General features: G+C 70.8%; 10 protein-coding genes and 1 pseudogene. 9 read left to right on the plus strand and 2 right to left on the minus strand.

Translation table 11 applies throughout. The annotated features are described in order from the left end of the window. Positions 1 to 38: 38 nt before the first annotated feature. From BJY18_RS25080 to BJY18_RS38260, 9 genes and pseudogenes are all read left to right on the plus strand, one after another. Entirely contained in the window at positions 39 to 3,713 is a 3,675-nt protein-coding gene (locus BJY18_RS25080; protein WP_184785073.1) for a WXG100 family type VII secretion target, read from the plus strand. Between the two features lie 13 nt (positions 3,714 to 3,726). Continuing rightward, the gene (gene eccCa / locus BJY18_RS25085; RefSeq protein WP_184782416.1) at positions 3,727 to 7,749 is read left to right on the plus strand and encodes a type VII secretion protein EccCa; all 4,023 of its coding nucleotides are present in this window, start codon (positions 3,727 to 3,729) and stop codon (positions 7,747 to 7,749) included. Continuing rightward, positions 7,746 to 9,131, plus strand: a complete 1,386-nt coding sequence (gene eccD, locus BJY18_RS25090; protein WP_184782417.1) for a type VII secretion integral membrane protein EccD — start codon at positions 7,746 to 7,748, stop codon at positions 9,129 to 9,131. The genes eccCa and eccD overlap by 4 nt, the downstream gene beginning before the upstream one ends. Before the next feature lie 22 nt (positions 9,132 to 9,153). Next, positions 9,154 to 9,399 (plus strand): type VII secretion protein EccB, encoded by a 246-nt coding sequence (locus BJY18_RS25095; protein ID WP_184782418.1) that lies wholly within the window; start codon positions 9,154 to 9,156, stop codon positions 9,397 to 9,399. 34 nt (positions 9,400 to 9,433) lie between these two features. Further along, positions 9,434 to 12,352, plus strand: a complete 2,919-nt coding sequence (locus BJY18_RS25100; RefSeq protein WP_184782419.1) for a hypothetical protein — start codon at positions 9,434 to 9,436, stop codon at positions 12,350 to 12,352. Positions 12,353 to 12,371: 19 nt separating this feature from the next. Further along, positions 12,372 to 15,683 (plus strand): right-handed parallel beta-helix repeat-containing protein, encoded by a 3,312-nt coding sequence (locus BJY18_RS25105; RefSeq protein ID WP_184782420.1) that lies wholly within the window; start codon positions 12,372 to 12,374, stop codon positions 15,681 to 15,683. A gap of 17 nt (positions 15,684 to 15,700) precedes the next feature. Beyond that, positions 15,701 to 16,099 carry a YbaB/EbfC family nucleoid-associated protein gene (locus tag BJY18_RS25110; protein WP_184782421.1) on the plus strand — a complete coding sequence of 133 codons (399 nt, stop codon included), beginning with the start codon at positions 15,701 to 15,703 and terminating at the stop codon, positions 16,097 to 16,099. Continuing rightward, the gene (locus BJY18_RS25115; protein ID WP_246458967.1) at positions 16,096 to 16,497 is read left to right on the plus strand and encodes a hypothetical protein; all 402 of its coding nucleotides are present in this window, start codon (positions 16,096 to 16,098) and stop codon (positions 16,495 to 16,497) included. Before BJY18_RS25110 ends, BJY18_RS25115 begins: the two co-directional genes overlap by 4 nt. Positions 16,498 to 16,634: 137 nt before the next feature. Further along, positions 16,635 to 16,952: pseudogene (locus BJY18_RS38260) on the plus strand (WXG100-like domain-containing protein); the annotation flags it as partial. Here BJY18_RS38260 and BJY18_RS25125 read toward each other — a convergent pair. Continuing rightward, entirely contained in the window at positions 16,880 to 17,170 is a 291-nt protein-coding gene (locus tag BJY18_RS25125; protein WP_184782423.1) for a hypothetical protein, read from the minus strand. The pseudogene BJY18_RS38260 and the gene BJY18_RS25125 sit on opposite strands and share 73 nt — an antisense overlap. Before the next feature lie 2,010 nt (positions 17,171 to 19,180). After that, positions 19,181 to 20,152 (minus strand): hypothetical protein, encoded by a 972-nt coding sequence (locus tag BJY18_RS25130; protein ID WP_184782424.1) that lies wholly within the window; start codon positions 20,150 to 20,152, stop codon positions 19,181 to 19,183. Between the last annotated feature and the right edge of the window lie 71 nt (positions 20,153 to 20,223).

Consider the following 20,223-nt stretch of genomic DNA (forward strand, 5'->3'; position numbering starts at 1 on the left):
GGCGGCGGTCTCTCCGGGTTCGAAGCGATCGAGGGACGATGGGCGACAAGCACGACGACAACAGTCACGGATTCACTGCCGACGAAACCGGGGTCTGGCCGGACACCACCGGTACCGGAAACGGGAACACCACCGGTGACCCGACGAAGGATTTCGATGGCCTGTCCTGGAAGCAGATCGAAGCCGCCGTCCTCGGCGGGGGCTCGATGGAACACGGCCAGGACAACCTCGACAAGGCCTACGGCAATGTGAACTGGCAGTCGTTGCAGGATGCCGCGGGGATCTTCCAGGAGACCCAACAGAACCTCGCGATGGTCGCCCAGGCCCTCAAGGACCAGACCGCCGCCCTCGCCGGCCCGGACGGACCGTGGAAGGGCGAGGCCGCCACCAACTTCAAGACCATGATGACCACCTTCGCCACCAAGTTCTCCGATCTGGCGGACCGGATCGCGGACGACGGCGGGTCCCACAACGTGCCGACCCAGCTGGTCAATTCCGCGGCCTACCTGAAGTGGGCGCAGGACACCATCCGGTACATCGACCGGTTCTACGCCGCGCAGGTGATCGCGCGCGGCAAGCAGCTCGACGACGGACGCGCCTACATCTCCCAGTTCCCGGACGCGGTCGAGATGATGACCAACGACATGCGCAAGGTCGCCGGCCAGCTCGCTCAGCAGTACCACAGCGTCACCGTGAACGAGGGGCAGACGACCCCGCCGCCTCCCCCGAACACCGACCAGCCCGATCCGCCTCCTCCGCCGCCTCCGCCGCCGGACCCGCCGCCCGCACCCACCCCGCCGCCTCCGCCGCCGGTGACCCCACCGCCGCCCGCGCCGCCGCCACCCACTCCGCCCCCGACGTCGCCGCCTCCGCCGACGCCGGAGCCGCCGCCGGTGACTCCACCGCCCGGCGGTAGCGATGGGCCTGGTGCGCCGCCGCCGTTGAACAATGCCGAACTTCCACCTCCTCCGGGCGGTAGCGGTGGTGGTCCCGGTGGCAGCGACGTGCCGCCGCCGTTGAACAACGCCGAGATCCCGCCGCCTCCGGGTGGTGTCGATGGTCCCGGTGGGAACGGGACGCCGCCGCCGTTGAACAACGCCGTCATCCCGCCGCCGCCCGGCGGGAGCAACGGTCCCGGTGGAAACAACGGCCCAGGGAACAACAAGCTGCAATCGCCGGACCTGCCGCCCCCGCCGGACGGCAGCACCGGTGGTTCACCGACCCCGCCGCCGCTTTCGCCCGCACCCATTCCGCCGCCGCCCGGCAGCACCGGTGGCGGACCGAACGGCAGCACCGGCAACAACAACCTCAAGTCGCCGCCGCTTTCCCCGCCGCCGGGGAACTCGCTCGGCAACAACCTGACCTCACCGCAGATCCCGCCGCCCCCTGGCAGCTCCGGCGGCCTCGGGAACAACCCGGGTGGGAGCGGCAACCTGACGTCGCCGCAGATCCCGCCGCCACCGGGGGATTCCGGGCTGGGCGGCAACAGCGATCTGGCCAACAACGCGCTCAACCCGGCCCATCTGCCGCCCGGGCTGACCCCGCCGGGCGACCAGACGCCCGGCGGCGGCGGGATGCCGATGATGCCGCCGGGTGGCATGGGTGGCGCCGGTGGCATGAACTCGCCGTCGTCGGAACGGCCGGATTCCTCCGGTCTGCTCGGCAACATCAAGCAGCCGTGGGTGAGCCCGCCGCCCGAAGGCATCGGCAACCCGAACGCGAACGGCGAGGCCCCGCCGCTGAGCTCGGCCAACTGGGCTCCGCCGCCCGGTGCGAGCGGTGGACTCGGCGACGGTCCCGGCGGGCTCGGTGACGGCCTCGGCGGCACCGGCGGCACCGGCGGTCCGGATGCGATCAAGGGCCTCGGCGAGAGCGATCTGCCGAAAATGCCGGATCCGATCGGCGAGCAGAACCAGAACAACCAGCAACAGCAGCAGACGCCGGGTGCCGGTACGCCGCCGATGATGCCGCCGGGTGGCATGGGTGGCGCCGGTGGGATGAACGCTCCTTCGGCGGAGCGCCCGGACTCCTCGGGCCTGCTCGGGAACGTGGACAAGCCTTGGCTGAGCGAAATCCCTGGTGGCGTCGGCGATCCGACGTCGCAGGGCGAGACGCCGCCGCTGAGCTCGGCCGAATGGGCACCGCCTCCGGGTGGTGCCGTCGATCCCGGTGGCGTGGGGTCTGGTCCCGGTGACTCGATCGGCGACGGATTCAAGGGCATCGGCGAGAGCGACGGTCCGAAGCTGCCGGATCCGATCGGCAGCCAGAACGAGAACCAGCAGCAGCTGCCGCAGACACCGGGCGCCGGGACGCCGCCGATGATGCCGCCGGGCGGTATGGGCGGTGCCGGCGGGATGAACGCGCCTTCGGCGGAGCGGCCGGACTCGGCCGGCCTGCTCGGGAACGTCGACCGGCCGTGGCTGAGCGAGATGCCTGGCGGCGTCGGCGATCCGACGTCGCAGGGCGAGACCCCGCGCAGCGAATCGGCCGGGTGGGCGCCACCTCCGGGCGGCACCGGTGGTGACTCCGTCGGGTTCACCGGCATCGGCGAGACCGACGGTCCGAAGCTGCCGGATCCGATCGGTGAGCAGAACGAGAACAACCAGCAACAGCTGCCGCAGCAGCCGGGTTCGGGGACGCCGCCGATGATGCCGCCGGGCGGTATGGGCGGTGCCGGTGGCATGAACCAGTCGTCGGCGGAGCGGCCGGATGCGGCCGGACTGCTCGGTGGTGTCCAGCAGCCGTGGACCGCGAGCACGCCTGGCAGCGTCGGCGACCCGAACGCGTTCGGGGACACGCCGTCGAGTGAGTCGGCTGCGTGGGCCTCTCCGCCGAACGGCGAGACCACGAGTGCGGAGCTGCCCGACGCCATCGGCGCCGACCAGCAGCAGACGCCGGGAACGCCGATGGTGCCGCCGGGCGGTATGGGCGGTGCCGGTGCGCAGAACCAGTCGTCGGCGGAGCGGCCGGATTCGGCTGGTCTGCTCGGCGGGGTGCAACAGCCGTGGGTGGCGGGCACCGTCGACGGTGTCGGCGCACCCAGCGCGCACGGCGAAACCCCGCCGTTGCAAGCGGCGTCCTGGGCGGATTCGTCCGCTGTGGACACTCATTCGGAGCAGGGCACCACGTCGGAGGCGGCCGGTGTGGACCAGCAGTCTCCGACGAACACCGGCTGGGGCACGAGTCCGCAGCCGGGCTGGGGCACCGCCGGGGAACCGCGCCGGGAGGAGCGCGCCGCACCGCCGGCCGTTCCCCAGGGCGGCGGCGAAGCGGACGACATCGTACGCATCGCCGTGGTGCAGCCGGTCGACGCCGAGGACACGTCCGCCTGGGACGTCGGAACGGCCGAGTTCCTGCCCGGCCTGCTGCCGGTCGGGAGGGTGGCCGAGGACCGGGCCGAGGAGATCGGCACCGACTATCTCGAGCGCAGTGCCGAACCGTGGCGTACGGAACCGGCCGCCGAACCGGAACCGGTGCTGAGCACCTACCAGCGGCTTCGCGGTGGGTCGGCCGAGATCCTCTTCGACGACATCCCGATGTGCGGCGACGGCCCGGAACCCGAGCCGGAACCATCCGAAAAGGACGCCTCGTCCGCCGGGGACGGGGACGAGGCGGAAGAGGAGGAGGAACGCACCATGGCGGATCTCCTGCGGCAGGACGACTCGGCCTGGGGCGCTCCGGGCGGCCGCCGTTCCTCGGGGGTGCTCGAATGAGGGTGGTGCGCCGATGAGCACGGAAACGGTGAAGCGGGGCCCGCGCGCGGCCGGCCCCGAAATGCCCGAAGGTCAGGTGGACCTGCAGGAACCGCCGGTGATGGCGGAGCCTGCGGCCCGGGACTTCAACTCGCTGCTGATGATGCTGCCGATGGCCATCGGGTCGATGGTCATGGTGCTGGCCTTCTCCGGGGTCGCGGGCAGCTCGCCGTTCACCTACGTGATCGGTGGCGGCATGGGTGTGTCCATGATGGCCATGAGCCTGGGGCAGCTGTCCCGTGCCTCGGGCGAGCGCAAGCGGAAGATGAAGGCGGAAAGGCGGGACTACCTGCGCTACATCACGCAGGTACGGGAGCGCGCCCGCTCGACCGCGGAGGACCAGCGGCGGGCGGTGGCGTGGAACAACCCGTCGCCGGATTCGCTGTGGTCGGTGGCGATGGGCCCGCGGCTGTGGGAACGCCGGGTCAGCCACGACGACTTCGCCAGGGTGCGGATCGGGCTGGGCAGCCAGCAGTCGGCGCTGGAGCTGATGCCGCCGGTGACCAAGCCGATCGAGGATCTGGAGCCGTTGTCGGCCATTTCGCTGCGCCGGTTCACCGAGACCTATCGCACGTTGTCCGGGATCCCGACCGCGGTGGGGTTGCGCAGCTTCACGAGCGTGGAGTTCGACGGTGATCCGGACGCGGCGGTCGCGCTGGTCCGGGCGATGCTCGCGCAGCTGGTGACGTTCCACTCGCCGGACGAGCTGCGGCTGGCGGTGCTGACCACGGAGTCGGCGCAGGCGCAGTGGGACTGGGTGAAATGGCTGCCGCACAACAACCACCCGACGTTGCGCGACACCGCCGGCCCGCTGCGGCTGCTGGCCGCGGACCACGACGAGCTGATGGACATCCTGGGCCCGGAAGTGGCGGACCGGGACGACCACGACAAGACCGTCGGGCCGACCACGACCGAGCCGTTCGTGGTCGTGGTCGCGCATCTGGCGACGATCCCGGAGTCGTCGCGGCTGGTGGGTGCGGGCCTGCGGAACGTGGTGTTGCTGGACGTGACCGGAACCCTCCCGGGCGGCCCGAAGGTGCTGCGGCTGACCACCAAGGACGACGTGGTGGAGTTCCCGGCCGGCTCCGGCGTGGGCTCCGCGTCGCGGGACGAACTGTCGGTGACCCAGTCGGAGGGGCTGTCCCGGCTGCTCGCGCCGAAGCGCACGAGCGGCACGCTGGAAATCGCGGACCAGCCGTTGGACAGTGATTTCGGGCTGACCGCGTTGCTGGGGATCAAGGACGTGCACACGTTCGACATCGCGACCCAGTGGCGGCCGCGGGCGGTGCAGCGGGCGCGGATGTCGGTACCGATCGGGGTGACCGAGGACGGCGAGATCGTCGAGCTGGACCTGAAGGAGTCCGCCCAGGGCGGGATGGGTCCGCACGGGATGCTGATCGGGGCGACCGGTTCAGGCAAATCGGAGCTCCTGCGCACCCTCGTGCTCGGGCTGGCCGCGACGCATTCGTCGGAAATCCTCAACTTCGTGCTCGTCGACTTCAAGGGCGGCGCGACGTTCCTCGGCATGGACCGCCTGCCGCACACCTCGGCGATGATCACCAACCTCGCCGACGAACTGCCGCTGGTCGACCGCATGCAGGACTCGCTCAACGGCGAAATGGTGCGCAGGCAGGAACAGCTGCGCGCGAGCGGTTACCCGTCGCTGTACGAATACGAAAAGGCACGTGCGGCCGGCGAGCAGCTGGCACCGATGCCGACGTTGTTCCTGGTGGTGGACGAGTTCTCCGAGCTGCTGAGTGCGAAGCCGGAGTTCATGGAGCTGTTCGTGTCGGTCGGCAGGCTCGGCCGCAGCCTCGGGGTGCACCTGCTGCTCGCCTCGCAGCGGCTGGACGAGGGCCGCATCCACCGGGTGGAGGGCCACCTTTCGTACCGGATCGCACTGCGCACCTTCTCCTCGATGGAATCCCGCAGCGTGATCGGCGCCGGCAGCGCGTACGAACTGCCGCCGGAGCCGGGCAACGGATACCTGAAAATCGATACCACGAACCTGGTGCGCTTCAAGGCCGCCTACGTGTCCGGGCCGGTGCCCGCAGGCAGCGGCGAGAACTCCGCGGTGGCCGCGGCGCGGGCGAGCCGGGCGGTCGTCCCGTTCTTCACCCAGGCCCGGCCCACCAAGCTGATCGTGCACGACGACGAGCCGGAGCCGGAGGAGAAGCAGTCCGATGTGGACGCCTTGGAGGCGGCCGCCCCGGGCGGGCTGACGCTGGCGGACGTCTTCGTGGACCGGCTGGCCGGTTCGGGACCGGCGGCACGGCAGGTGTGGCTGCCGCCGCTGGCCGAATCGCCGAGCCTGGATTCGCTCCTGCCGAGTGTGGTGCCGGATCCGGTCCGCGGGATGTCGGTGTCGGACCCCGCGCACTGGGGACGGCTGCGGGTGCCGATGGGCATGATCGACCGGCCGTTCGAGCAGGTGCGTGAGCTGCTGATGGCCGACCTGTCGTCGGCGGCCGGGCACGTCGCGGTCGTGGGTGGCCCGAAGACCGGCAAGTCGACCGTGCTGCGCACCCTGGTGCTCGCGCTGGCGATGACCCACACCCCGCGCGAGGTCCAGTTCTACGGCCTGGACTTCGGCGGCGGCGGGATCATGTCGCTCAACGGCCTGCCGCACGTCGGATCGATCGCCACCCGGCTCGAACGGGACCGGGTGGTGCGGACCATCGAAGAGATCTCGCAGGTCATGGAAAGCCGCGAAACGCTGTTCGCCGAGCACGGCATCGAATCCATGGACGCTTACCGCGAGCTGCGCAAGTCGGGCCGGATCGACGATCCGTTCGGTGACGTGTTCCTGGTGGTCGACGGCTGGTACAGCCTCAAGAACGACTACGGCGACCTGGAACAGAAGATCGGCGAGCTGGCCTCGCGCGGGCTGTCGTTCGGCGTGCACGTGGTGATCGGCGCGACCCGCTGGTCGGAGATCCGCCCGTACCTGCGGGACCTGCTGCAGACCCGGTTCGAGCTGCGGCTCGGCGATCCGATGGAGTCGGAGATCGGTTCGCGCAAGGCGAAGACGGTGCCGAACCAGCCGGGCCGCGGGCTGACCCCGGACGGGCTGCACTTCCTGGCCGCGCTGCCGCGGATGGACGGCAGTGGCAACACCGAGGATCTGGCCGCGGCCACGAAGTCGGTCGCCGAGGAGGTGCACCTGTTCTGGCCGGGCGCGCCCGCGCCGTCGGTGCGGCTGCTGCCCGCGAAGCTGCCGATGGTTCAGCTGCCGGGCCCCGACGGCGACCTGCGGGTCGCGCTGGGACAGGACGAGCAGCGCCTGCTTCCGGTCTGGCACGACTTCTCGGCCACCCCGCACCTGCTGACCTTCGGCGACAACGAGACCGGCAAGACGAACCTGCTGCGGCTGGTGCTGCGCTCGGTGCTGGCGCGGTACCCCTCGAGTGAGGCGAAGATCGTGCTCGCCGACCCGAGCCGGCAGCTGGACACCGAGGTGCCCGAGGAGTACCGCGTCGGGTACGCGACCACGACCGAAGCGTTGCAGGAGCTGGCCCAGCAGGCCAGCGTGTCGCTGACGCCGCGGGTGCCGGACCAGAGCATCACCGCCGACCGGCTCAAGCGCCGCGACTGGTGGACCGGGCCGCGGCTGTTCTTCGTGATCGACGACTACCAGCTGCTGACCACGGGCATGGGCTCGCCGCTGGAGCCGCTGTTGTCGTTGCTGTCCCAGGGTTCCTACATCGGGTTCCACCTCATCCTCGGCCGCAGCACCTCGGGTGCGATGCGGGCCCTGTCCGACGCGGTGGTGCGCCGGATCTGGGAGCTGGGCAGCCCCGGGGTGGTGTTCTCCTACCCGAAGGAAGAGGGCAAGTTCCTCGGCGAGGCGGCGCCGCGGTCGCTGCCCGCCGGCCGCGCGCAACTGGTCACCCGCCGTGGCGTGAAACTCGTGCAGACCGGGTTCGTGCCGCTGGAGGACGAACCGGCCGGTGACGGACTGTCTCCGCTCGCGATGACGGAAAGGGGTGTGCGATGAGCACGTTGACCGGCGAACTGTGCCGGATCACGGTGTACGGACCGCAGGGCCGGGCGGATCTGGCCGTGCCGATGTCGGTACCGCTGACCAGCCTGCTTCCGGTGCTGCTGCAGCACACCGGCGGCCGCGAGGACCTCGGCGACTCGTGGGTGCTGCAACGCCTCGGCGAGCAGCCGCTGGACGCGGCGGGTACGCCGGAGTCGCTGGACTGGAAGGAGGGTGAGGAGTTCCACCTGCGCCCCCGCCAGGACCCGTTGCCGGAACTGGACTTCGACGACATCGCCGACGGCATGGCCACCGCCGTCGCCCGGCAGCCCGGACGCTGGCGCCCGGAACTCAACCGGGGTCTCTTCCTCGGGTTCGCGATCTTCTGCCTGGTGGTACTGGCCCGCGTGCTGCTCTACCCGGGCTCGACCGGGCTGTCCGCGATCGGCGGTGGGGTGCTCGCGCTCGGACTGCTGACCGCCGCCGTGGCGACCGGGGTGCGTTCGACGGACCGGACGTTGCTGGGCCTGCTGGGACTGGGCGGCTGCGGATTCGCGTTCCTGGCCGGTGCGGTCGCGGTCGCCGGCCTCGGACCGGCGTTCGACTTGCAGGGCGCGCCGTTGCTGACCGGCTGCCTGACGTTCGCGCTCGCCGGTGGGCTGGTGCTGGGCGGGCGGGCCGCGTGGTCGCCGGCGATCCCGTTCGTGCCCTTCGGCGCGGTCGTGGCGATCGGCGTCGGCGGAGCGGTCACGTTGTGGCTGCACCTCGGTGTCGGGTTCTCCACAGTGCAAACCGCAGGGCTCGTGTCGTTCGTGCTGGTCGGGTTCATGGTCTTCGCCCCGCGGGTCGGCATCCGGTTCGCCCGGATCCGCGGTCCGCAACTGCCGCGTTCGGCCGGTGAACTGCAGTACGACATCGAACCCGCGCCTGCCGAGCAGATGAACCGGCAGACCGGCTACGCCAACGGCTACCTCACCATCGCCTGCCTGGCCGCCACTGTGATCTTCACCGGCTGCTACCCGTTCCTGGTGGACGGGGGACTGTGGCCGGCGATACTGGGCGGTCTGGTCACCGCCGCGGTCCTGATGCGCTCGCGGGCGTTGCTGGGCGTGTGGCAGCGCGTGCCGCTGGCGGTGTCCGGCGCGATCGGGCTGGTGCTGCTCGGCCTCGCGCTGATCCAGCCGCTGCCGACCGAGTGGCGGGGCGCCTGCCTCGGTGGGCTCGCGGCGGTGTTCTTCCTGCTCCTGCTGGCGATGCTGCGTCCGCCGCCACGGCGGCTGCTGCCGATCTGGGGGCATCTGGCGAACTGGCTGGAGACCCTGAGCGCGGTCGCGATGATCCCGATCCTGCTGCAGTTGTTCGGCGTCTACTCGTGGGCCGCCGGACTCACCGAATGAATGACAGGGAGGTGACCCGGACATGGTGCAAACCCAGAAGGACCACGTCGAGGCGTACTCGTTCCTCATCGGACGGATGACCTCGGCACTCGTACTCGGCGACGCCAGCCACCTCGACGTCCCGGCGAAGCGGGCGTGGACCGGCCTGCTGGTCGGGCTGCTGCTCGGCGTGCTGATCGCCGTCGGGTTCTTCGTCTACGGCCTGATCGCGCACCACACCGGCTCGTCGCCGTCCGGACCGGCCCCGGTACCCGGGCGCACGGTCTGAGCGGGTCGAGGCAGCGGCAGGAAGGAAGGTGACCATGGAGCTCTCCCTGGCTCGGCGCGGCACGGCGAATTCGCTGGCCGCACTGGACAAGAAGACGGTGGGCAACGCGCTGGTGGTGCACCTCGCGGAGGGGATGACCGGCGAGGCACAGGCTCTCGCGCTGGGCGTGGCGGCCGACGCCGAACACGACCTTGTCGTCGTCGACCTGCCGGTCGACTCGCCCATCTCGATGTGGGAGTCGGTGGCCAAGGCCCTGCCCCGGCGCCGGCGCGGAGTACGGCTGGTGATCGGCGGCCGTTCCCGCGAAACCACCGCGCTGGCCGGGCAATGGCTCGCCGAACGCATCAACCGTCCCGTGCTGGCACCGGATGGTTCGGTCATCCCCAGCGCCGGCGGCGCGCTGTTCGTCCACTCCGGACGCGGCAGCGGCTGGGTCCGCTTCCGTCCCGGCCGCGCACCTTCCTGGGAGGCCAAACGGTTCCCGCGTCCGGCCTGGGACTGCGGTGTCACCGCCGAACTGATCCCGACCAGCTCCCGCGGGGTCGCCGAACCGCTGCCCGGCGGTCTCTGGATCCGTCCGGTCGGCTTCGACGGCCCGCAGCGTCATCACCGCCGAGCACTCATCGCCGGAATGCCCGCGCAGCACGACACCATCACCATCGTGCTGGGTTCCCCCGGCTGCCCGCCGCTGACCCTCGACGACGCCGCGCGGCTCTGGGCACGGCTGCCCGAGAACGTCCGCGCCGGCGCTCGGTTCGTCCAGTACGGACCGGTGGCCGTGCCCGCCGGTGTCACCGCCGGTCAGGCGCTGGCCGATCTGCTGGGCAAACCGGTCGCCTTCTACGCCGGCATCCCGGTCGGTTCGCCACGCATGCCGACCCAGCGCACGGTCCTCCACGACGGCAGGCTGGGATGGCGTCCGTTCGCGGGCGAACTCGGCTATCAGCCACGCGAATCCGGCGAGACCCCGGTTCCGCTGCCCGAACTGCTCTCCCACCGTCCACCCGTCCACGGGCTCGACGAGCTCGCCCCCGCGGTCTACTGGTACGCCCCCGACGCCGTCATCGAGGTCGTCCGATCAGGACTGCTCGTCCGCCCGCCCCAGGACGGCCCGAACACCGCCGCGGTCCGCGCACTCACTCTCGACGCCGCGGTGCACAACCTCACCTTCGACGCCTCCGACGAGGCGTCCGCGCCGCGGATGCGGTTGCTGGCCGAGGACCTGCTGGCCCGGCTCGACGAGCAGACCCGGCGGATGAGCCGGGTGTCCTCCGCCGCCGCACTGCTCGCCGAACGCACCCGCCCGCAGGTCACCACCAGGGCACTCGCCGAAATCGAGTCCGGTCACCCGTCGCCCGGCGAAGCCGCCGCGGAACTGACCGCACCGGCCCCGGCCGTGGAATACCGCCCGGCGACCCCCGTGCCCGCCTACCGGCCGGCAGCCCCGGCCGCCCTCGGCATTGCCGCCCCGACGGAGTTCCCCGGCGCGCTCGCCACACCGGCGCCCAATCCCGTCGCACCGGCACCCAGCCCCGTCGGACCGGTCTCGACACCCAACCCTGTCGCCCCGGCCTCGGCTGCCGGCCCCGTCGCCCCGGCCGGTTCCCCTCGCACGGACCCGGCGGCCGAGCCCTCCCGTCCCGCCGCACCGTCCAGTCCGGTCGCCCCCGCGGAGCCGGCCGACCTGACGGCTTCGGGACCCGCGGTTCCGGGAGACCTGGCTTCCGGCGAGGCAACGACTTCGGGCCCTGCGGTCTCAGGTGAGGCGACCACTTCGGGCCCCGCGGTCCCGACGGAAGCGCCCACTTCGACCGTGATTGCTCCGGAAGCTTTGTCCACCGTCTCGGATCCGGTGACCGACGTCTCGACAAAGCCGGGCGCGCCGGAAACCACCACTGCGGCTCCTGCAGCTCCGAAGCCGGCGACCCCGCCGCCCGCCATGCCGGTCGACGTCGCGGGCCTGGCCACGCCGACGGACGTCCCCGTCGCCGGTTCCGCGGCCGCTCCCCAACCGGCACCCGCCGGCCCGGCACCGAAGTCGGATCCGTCGCTCGCCCAGCGGCTGAGCCCGGCTCCGGTCACCGTCACCCCCGCCGATCCGTCCGCGGCCGCCCCGAAACCCGGGAAGACCCGGGCGGAGCTGCGTTTCCAGGCGACCCCTGGTGCGGAATCCACCGCACTGCTGCCCAAACGCGGCGCGGACAAGGAGCGGCAGTGGCTGCGCAAGTCCCTCGGCGCGGAGTACGGCCTCATGTCGAACACAGTCGCGCGGATCCTGTCCGAGCACCCGGGCTTCCAGGGCGTTCTGTCGACCTCGTCGTCCGCCGAGGTGCTGACCGACGCGGTGGCCGTGCAGCTTTACCTGTCCCGCAAGGGCGCGGCTATCGACAGCGGTCTGCGTCGCGGCGTGAACGGCCCGCACGTGCCGGTCGCCCGGTGCGTGGTGGCCGGGTTGAGCCGGCTGCCCTCGCACCGCGGGCCCGCGACGTTCGCCACCGACCTGCCGTCGTCGGCGTGGTCGCTGCTGGACGGGCGGAAAGTGCTCACCGAATGGGGTTTCCTGAACGCGCTGATCCGTCCTTCCGCGGCGGTCGCGGGGGAGACCGACGTGCTCGTCTGGTCGATCACCGGACGGCGCACGAAGCTGCTGGAGCCGGCCGAGGGTGGCGTGGCGGACCGGGTGTTGTTCGTGCCGGGAACGAGTTTCAAGGTGCTGGAGACCCGGAAGCCGGCCGACGGAGCCCGCGGTGCGGTGCTGCTGCGGGAGCTGACCGCGAGCGAGATCGATGAGACCGGGCGGGTGGCGAGCGACCGGGTGTCCCTGGACGAGCTGGCCATGAACTCGCTGCGGCGCACGCTCGAGAGCTGGGCGGAAGCCGGTGCGGATCTGGTCAGGACGGTGCTGGACGACCAGGCGGCGGAGCGGTTCGGGGCGCTCCCGGGACTGGCCTGAGGGTGGAGAGGCGGAGACGATGAACCGACAGTTGCTCGTGGTCGCCGGTGATCGGCCGGGTGCGTACCCGACGATCGGCGCGGCGCTGGCGCAGGCGCAGCCGGGTGCGACGATCAGTGTCCATCCGGGACGCTACGAGGAGAACCTCGTGGTGGACCGGATGGTTTCCCTCGTGGCCGAGCAGGGTGCGGGCACGGTGGAGGTCGTGGCCACCACCGGGAGTGTGCTGGTCGCCAACGCCGAAGCGGTGCAGTTGAGCGGGTTCACCCTGACCGGCGCCGACGACCAGCTGGTCACGGTCGACGTGGTCCGCGGGGAGGCGGCGCTGGACGGGTGCCGGCTGTCCGGGAATTCGTGGGCGACGCTGCTGGCCCGGCTGGAAGGTTCCCTGGCGTTGCGGGGCTGCACGGTGACCAGCACGGCCGGCGCCGGGGTGGTGATCGCCTCGCCGTCGCAGTCGACCATCGAGGACACCGAAATCGTCGACGCCGCTTCGTCCGGGGTAGTGGTGGCCGAGGTCGGTTCCGTGGTGCTGCGACGCTGCGTGGTGCAGGGTGCGGCGGGCAACGGCGTGTGCGTGAACGGTGAAGCGGTCGCGGTCATCGAGCAGTGCGAGATCGCCGGGGCACAGAAGCCGGCGATGGTCGTGGAGCAGCAGGGCCGGGCCACGATCACCAGCCTGACCGTCCGGGACAGTGCGAACGTGGACCTGTACGTGACCAGCCAGGGCCGGGTTTCCGTGGCGTCGTCGGAGTTCCGGTCGGCGCCGATGCAGGCGGTGCATGTGGCGGCCTCGGCCGCGCCACTGCTGCGGGAGTGCGTGTTCGCCGGGGCCGGTGGGAACGCCGTGCAGGCCACCGGAGCCGCGGCGCCGCAGTTCGTGGACTGCACATTCGAGGGGTCGCCGATCACGATCCTCGTCGACGACCAGGCGCGGCCGCGGTTCGAGCGCGCTACCGTACGCGGTTCCTCGCAGACCGCGATGATGATCAGTGCGGAGTCCGCGGTGACCATCGGCGGACTGCGGCTGACCACCGACAGCGGGCCCGGTATCATCCTTTCCGGACAGTCCACTCTGGATCTTGCGGACGCTTCGATCGAGACCGGCCGGGAAACCGGGGTTCAGGTCACCGAAGACGCGCGGCTGACGCTGACCGACATCCGGGTCACCTCGAGCGCCGAGGCGGCCGTGTCGTTCTCCTCCGGTGCCTCGTCGTCGGCCAAGTCCGTGCTGGTGCGTGGCGGCGGCCTGCAGGTGGCGGGCACCACGGAAACCTCCTTGCAGGACTGCGAGATCGTAGAGTCGGGCACGGACGGGATCACGGTCTTCGCGGGAGCGAAGCTGGTCGCGTCGCGGTGCCGGGTACGCAACGCGCGAGGCAACGGTGTGCGCGTCGCCTCGCGTGCGGCGTTCACCGAGTGCGAGATCCTCGGTGCCGAAGCGGACGGTTTCCACGTCGAGACCACCGAAGCGGTCAGCATCCGCGACTGCGTGGTCAACGGTGCTGGTGGCGAATTCGTTTCCAGTGGCGAGAAGACCGAAGTGGACAACCTGATCACCGATTCGACACGGGCCACCGATGAGCCGATCAGCGCGGGTCCGCCGGGCGATTTCGCGGCGCCGGAACTCACTTCCGACCAGACGGTGAGCGAGGCGGCCGGTGAAGTGCTCGAAGGCCCGCTGGGTGATCTGGAGTCGCTGGTCGGCCTTGCTGGGGTGAAGAAGGAAGTCACCGGCCTGATCAACCTGATCAAAATGTCGCAGATGCGGGAACGGATGGGGTTGCCGATGCCGCCGATGTCGCGGCATCTGGTGTTCGCGGGTCCGCCGGGTACCGGTAAGACGACCGTCGCCCGGCTGTACGGAACAGTGCTGGCGGAGCTGGGAATCCTGTCCAAAGGGCACATGATCGAGGTGGCGCGCCAGGACCTGGTGGGGCAGTACATCGGGTCGACCGCGATCAAGACCACCGAGGTGGTCGAAAAGGCCATCGGCGGCGTGCTGTTCATCGACGAGGCGTACACGCTGAGTGCGCCCACCGGCGGTTCCGGACCGGACTTCGGCCAGGAAGCCATCGACGCGCTGATGAAGATCATGGAAGACCAGCGCGATTCGCTGGTGGTGATCGTCGCGGGCTATTCGGAGCAGATGGAGCAGTTCCTGCAGTCGAATCCCGGGCTCGCGTCGCGATTCACCCGCACCATCGAATTCCCGAACTACAGCGTGGACGAACTGGTCACCATCACCACCGGGTTGACGCGCAAGCATTACTACGAAATGACCGACGATGCGCTGGGCGCGTTGCGGGAGTACTTCGAGCGCGTGCCGAAGACGTCCACGTTCGGTAACGGCCGTGTGGCGCGCAAGCTTTTCGAGGCGATGGTGAACAACCAGGCGTCCCGGCTGGCATTGCACCCGCCGTCGAAGGACATCGAGCTGAACCGGCTGACTGCCGACGATCTCGGTGCCGAACTGACGCAGTTGCCGTCGGCGGCTCAGTCCACAGTGTCGGTGACCGCTGATCCGGTGGCCGCCGTGGAGACGAGTGCGGGGTGGAAGCGGCTGAGTGGGCTGGTCGGGCAGTCCTCGGTGCGGAAGAATGCCGAGCAGTTGCTGCTCAACCTGGGCAAGCTCACGCACGCCAGGCAACCGTTGGGACACCAGGCGAATCTGGTGATCAGCGGGAAACGGGGCACCGGCCGGTCGGAGTACGCCAAGCTGTACGGGCAGATTCTTTCCGAGTTCGGCATGGTCCCCATTGGACAGATGGTGCGCCGGCACCTCGCCGAGGAACTGTCGCCGCGCTGGCCGGGGCAGGCCGAGCACCTGGTACGGGCCGCGGTGGACGACGCCTCCGGCGGCACGCTGGTGGTCGATCTCGACGGCGACTGGGACACGTCGCCGCACACTCCCGGGGTTGAGGCGCTGGAGGCGCTGGCCGGGATGATCGGCCGCCGCCCCGCGGACCCGGTCGTGGTGTTCACCGGCGAAAGCGATCGGGTGGGCAAACTGCTGGCGCAGCTGCCCACCTTGCGTGAGGCGTTCCCGTACGGCTGGCAGCTCGGTGAGTACACAGTGGACGAGCTCGCGGAGATCGCGGTGCGGCTGCTGGTTCGCCGTGGCCACGAGGTTCCCGACGACGTACGCGATGCGCTGGCGCACGAGCTGTCCGCGGCCTCCGAGCACACCGCACACGCCGCGCACGAACTCGCCCGCACGCTTTCGGCCGCTGCCGCGTCCCGCACGCTGGCCGCCGCCGATCTGCGGGGCATCCGCCCGCCCGACACCGGTGCGCTGGCCCTCGGGCCGGGCCTGGCCTCGGTCGGCTGAGCAAGGGAGGTCCTTCGATGAGTTCGCAGTACGAGAAGATGCTCGAAGACGCGATGGGTGCCTATCAGCGTCAGCGTGAGCATTTCGACGAGACGCGCAACGAGGTCGATACCGCGACCAGCTCCGCCACGTCGGCGCGGCGCGAGGTGACCGCCACTGTCGGCCGGACCGGTGAGCTCACCGAGCTTTCGTTCCCGACCGGCGCGTACAAGCGCATGGCACCTGCGGAACTGGCTTCGGTGATCGTGCAGACCGTTGCCGCGGCACGGGAGAAGTCCGTGGCCGCGGCCGCCGAACTGATGGCGCCGATGCTGCCGCCGGGAATCTCCGCGGAGGATCTGATGAGCGGGAAAGTGGACGTGAATGCCCTGTTCTCGGCGCGTGTGCCGGGATTCGAAGAAGGGAACCTGCCGTGACGGACCAGTTTTTCGTCGACGCCGACGGACTCGACAACGGACGCGACGGATTCGACGGCAAGAGCACCGAGCTGCGCACGCTGGCCCAGCGGGTGCAGGGCCTCGCCAACCCCAGCCGGATCAGCGACGCCGCCGGGAACGACAAGAACGGCAACGAGTTCTACAAAACGCACCTCGAATCGGCGACCGGGATCTACAACGGCATCAACGCCTGGGCGGCCGCGGTCGAGGCGACCCGTGACTCGATCGGCGACATGGCCACGTCGTTCCGCGAGGCCGACCAGGGCGCCTTCGACGCGTCGAACCTGCTGCTCCAGAACTTCACGCAGCTGAACGAAAAAGTGGGCAGCGGCGGTTCGGGTTCCGGCGGCGACTCCGACTCACCGCCGCCGGCCTAGTACGGGCGAGGAACCGCCGCGGCCGACGCACCCGGTCCGCGCGGGAATGACGAGCCCGGAGGGCGAGGTCTCGCCGGAACCGCCGGCCTGTTTCCGTCCCGCCTGTGTCCGAAGGAGGTGAACCCGCGATGAGCCTGATGGTCGATCCCAGCCTGAACTGGGTGTTCTACATCATCGCGGGTGACGCCTGGCCGCAGGGCGACGAGGACAAGGCCCGCGAACTGGCCGCGGAATGGGACCAGGTCGCCGCCCAGATCGCGGCGGCGGACCAGGGTTTCAGCAATTTGTCGCAGCGGGTGACCAGCAACGTCGGCGGCGACGTTGCGACGAACTTCGCGTCGTTCGCGAACAAGCTGAGCACCATGGGCGCCGGGTACGCGGCTCAAGCCCAGCAGCAGGCGGCGGCGCTGCGGGAATACGCGCTCAACGTGGAAAATGCCAAGTACGGCATTCTGATTTCCATCGCGGTGACCGCGGCGGACCTGATCTGGGCGATGTCGAACCCGTTCACCGCCCCGTTGATCCCGGCTATCTGGGCGGCCGGGCGGACGGCCGTGATGCAGGTCGAGCGGTCGTTGATGTCGCGGCTGATGAGTTTGCTGTCGAGGGTCGCGAGGGAGGCCGCGCAGGAGGCGGCCGAAGAGGCGGCCGAGGAGATGCTCGCCGAGTTCATCCAGATCGCGCAGGGGAACCGGGACGGGTTCGACTGGGAGCAGATCGGCCAGAACGCCGCACTGGGTGCGATCGGCGGCGCCTTCGCCGCGGGGGCGCACAGCGGACTGGGAAAATGGGGCCACAACGTGTTCGGCGCGGCCGGCGTCGAAGCGGCGACCGAGGTCGTCGTGGGCCTGTCCGGCGCCGGCCTCTTCGGCGGTGACCTGGACAGCCTGGGCTGGGGCGCCCTGAACGGCGGCCTGAGCGGCGCCGCGACCCACGGCGCCGGTCGCGCCGGCCAGAGCCTGCACGACCACCTGAACGACGGCGGCAACGGCGGCCAGGGACAGGGCCCGAAGGACCCCGGCGGCAACAACGGAACCGGCAACATCGACGTCACCCCGGTAGACGGCCCCGACGCACCCCCACCCGGCGCCCGGCCATCCCCCGGCGGCAACGATTCGGGCGGCAGCTCCGGGGGCAGTTCCGGCGGCAGCAACTCCGGGAGCGGTGACTCTGGGGGCAGCAACTCCGGAGGCGGTGCCCCCGAGGGCGGCAACTCCGGAGGCGGCACCCCTGGCGGAAACGGCTCTGGGGGAAACGGCTCCGGAAACAGCAACTCCGGAGGCGACACCCCCCGAGCCCCCGGCAACTCGGACCCGGCAGCCGGCTCAACCCCTGGCAGCGGCCCCGGCCCGACCGGCGGCTCGAACCCAACCGGCGGCTCGGGATCGTCTGGCGGCTCGAACCCAACCGGCGGCTCGGGATCGTCTGGCGGCTCGAACCCAGCGAACGGACCCACTCCAGGGGCCGCCCCCGCTCCCGGAGCCGGTTCGAATCCCGCGGGTGGGTCGAACCCAGCGAGTGGTCAGGATTCGACGGGTGGGTCGAACCCAACGAATGGCCCAAGTTCGGCGGGTGGGTCCGACCCGGCAACGAGCCCTGGTTCGGCAAATGGGTCCGACCCAGCAACTGGTCCGGGTTCGGCAGGTGGGTCCGACCCAACTGGCGGTTCGAACCAGACGGGCGCCGACCGGTCCGGCAACACGAACCCGACCGGGGGAACGAGCCACAACTCTCCAGGTGACGCCAACTCCAGCCCCGGCGGAACCAATTCCGACACCGGCAACCAGGGTGGTGCCAACTCCAATACCGGCACCAACGAGTCCACCACGAACCAGAACGCCACCCCGCCGGCCACCACTCCCAGCACCAACGGCAGCACCAACCAGGACACCGGCCAGGGCGACCCCGCCCCCGGCAACCAGCCCCCAACCACGAATCCAGCAACGAACCCCCAACCCGGAACCACCACGAACGCAGGCGGAAACCCGGACCCCGCCATCAACGGAAGCCCAGGAAACAACGCAAACCCCGGCAGCACCACCAACCCGGGCAGCGATGCGAACCCCGGCGGTAACGGCAATCCGGACGGCAATGCCAACCCGAGCGCCAACACCAACCCGGGCGGCAACTCGGACCAGGGCGGCAACGCCAACCCAGGCAGCAACTCCGACACTGGCATCAACCCCGGCAGCGGTACCAACCCGGGTGCCAGCGCCAACCCGGGCAGCAACTCCGGCACTGGCAGCAACCCGGGCACGAGCACCAACCCGGGCACGAGCACCAACCCGGGCGCTAGCACCGACCCGGGCACGAGCACCGACCCGGGCAGCAACTCCGGAACCGGTATCAACCCAGGCAGCAGCGCTAATCCGGGCACCAGCGCCAACCCACCGGGCACCAGTGCCAACCCGCCGGGCACCAGCACCAACCCCAACTCCGGTACCAATCCAGGCGGGAGCCCGAATCCGGCGACCAATCCCTCCCCCGGCGCGAAGGGCACCGGCCATGATGTTGCGCCTCCGCCGTCGACGTCGGGTTCGGTTGACACCGGTCGGCCTGCTCCGTCGCCCGTCGGCCCGAGTTCGTCGGGGCACGACTTCGGCGGCACCAACGAGCCCGTCTCAGCACCGCCCACCGGCAACCGCGGCGGTTCGGCAACGCCTCCGCCCGCCACCGTTGGTGATCACCTGTCCACCCCGCCGCCGTCGTCCGCGACCCACCAGGACACCGGGCTACCCGGTTTCGGCGGCAACCAGAGCACGAACCCGGCACCCACCCCGCACCCCGGCGCCGAAGGCACACCGAATCCCGCCACCGGCCCAGCCTCTGTCCCGAACCCGAGCCCGGCGGCCGGCAACCAGCCAGGCACCCAGCACACCCCCACCCCCTCGCCGACCCCCGGACACGACTCCGACCACGGCCCGAGCCTCAGCCCCAGCACCGGCCCCCGCCCGGAAACGAGCCCCAATCCCGCCCCGACACCCAGCCCGAACGTCGGCCAGAACCCGTCCCCGTCGCCGGACACCGACGGTTCGCCGAACCCGCGCCCGGCGCCCAGCCCGAGCCCGTCGCCGACGCCGGGGACGTCGTCAACTCCGAACGTGAACTCCTCGCCGAACCCGTCCGCGAACCCCAGCGGCACGGCCAGTCCGTCGCCGACCCCGAGCCAGAACTCCACGCCCGGACCGAACCGTCCCGCCAATCCCGGCCCGACCCCCCAGCCCAAGCCGGTTCCGCCACCCACGTCCGGCAGCGTCCGCGGCGTCGGCTCGACCTTGAGCCCCACCCCGAACGCCGGGCCGAACCCGAAGAGCAACGTCGACGGCCCGAGCCCCGCAGCCAGCATCAGCTCACCGACGGCCAATCCCCAGCCGAACGTCTCGCCGACGCCCAGCCCGCCTCCGTCGCCGAACTCGAACCAGTCGACGGCTTCGAACCCCAGCCCGTCGCCGACCCCGGATTCATCACAAAACCCGGCCCCGTCGCCAAACCCGGGCCCGTCTCCGGCCACCGACGGGAAGCCCAGCCCGTCCGCGAAACCGAGATCGAACACCGAGACGAAGCCCAGCCCGTCCCGGAATCCGAACCCAGTTGCCGGGACGAAGTCCGGGCCGTCCGCGAGGCCGGTTCCCCCGCCGGCCACGTCGATCAGCACCGATCCCACGCCGGCGCCGAAGGCCGGTAGCACTCCGTCGAAACCGCCTCGGCGCAATCTTCATACCCCGG

The sequence above is a fragment of the Amycolatopsis jiangsuensis genome, assembly GCF_014204865.1.
Classification (GTDB): Bacteria; Actinomycetota; Actinomycetes; order Mycobacteriales; family Pseudonocardiaceae; genus Amycolatopsis; species Amycolatopsis jiangsuensis.

Excerpts from the sequence above, each read along its gene's own strand:
- BJY18_RS25080 (WP_184785073.1), top strand. The coding sequence starts at position 39 with ATGGGCGACAAGCACGACGACAACAGTCACGGATTCACTGCCGACGAA.
- BJY18_RS25125 (WP_184782423.1), bottom strand. The coding sequence starts at position 17,170 with ATGAACTCGGCGAGCATCTCCTCGGCCGCCTCTTCGGCCGCCTCCTGC.
- eccCa (WP_184782416.1), top strand. The coding sequence starts at position 3,727 with ATGAGCACGGAAACGGTGAAGCGGGGCCCGCGCGCGGCCGGCCCCGAA.
- BJY18_RS25110 (WP_184782421.1), top strand. The coding sequence starts at position 15,701 with ATGAGTTCGCAGTACGAGAAGATGCTCGAAGACGCGATGGGTGCCTAT.
- BJY18_RS25105 (WP_184782420.1), top strand. The coding sequence starts at position 12,372 with ATGAACCGACAGTTGCTCGTGGTCGCCGGTGATCGGCCGGGTGCGTAC.
- BJY18_RS25095 (WP_184782418.1), top strand. The coding sequence starts at position 9,154 with ATGGTGCAAACCCAGAAGGACCACGTCGAGGCGTACTCGTTCCTCATC.
- BJY18_RS25100 (WP_184782419.1), top strand. The coding sequence starts at position 9,434 with ATGGAGCTCTCCCTGGCTCGGCGCGGCACGGCGAATTCGCTGGCCGCA.
- eccD (WP_184782417.1), top strand. The coding sequence starts at position 7,746 with ATGAGCACGTTGACCGGCGAACTGTGCCGGATCACGGTGTACGGACCG.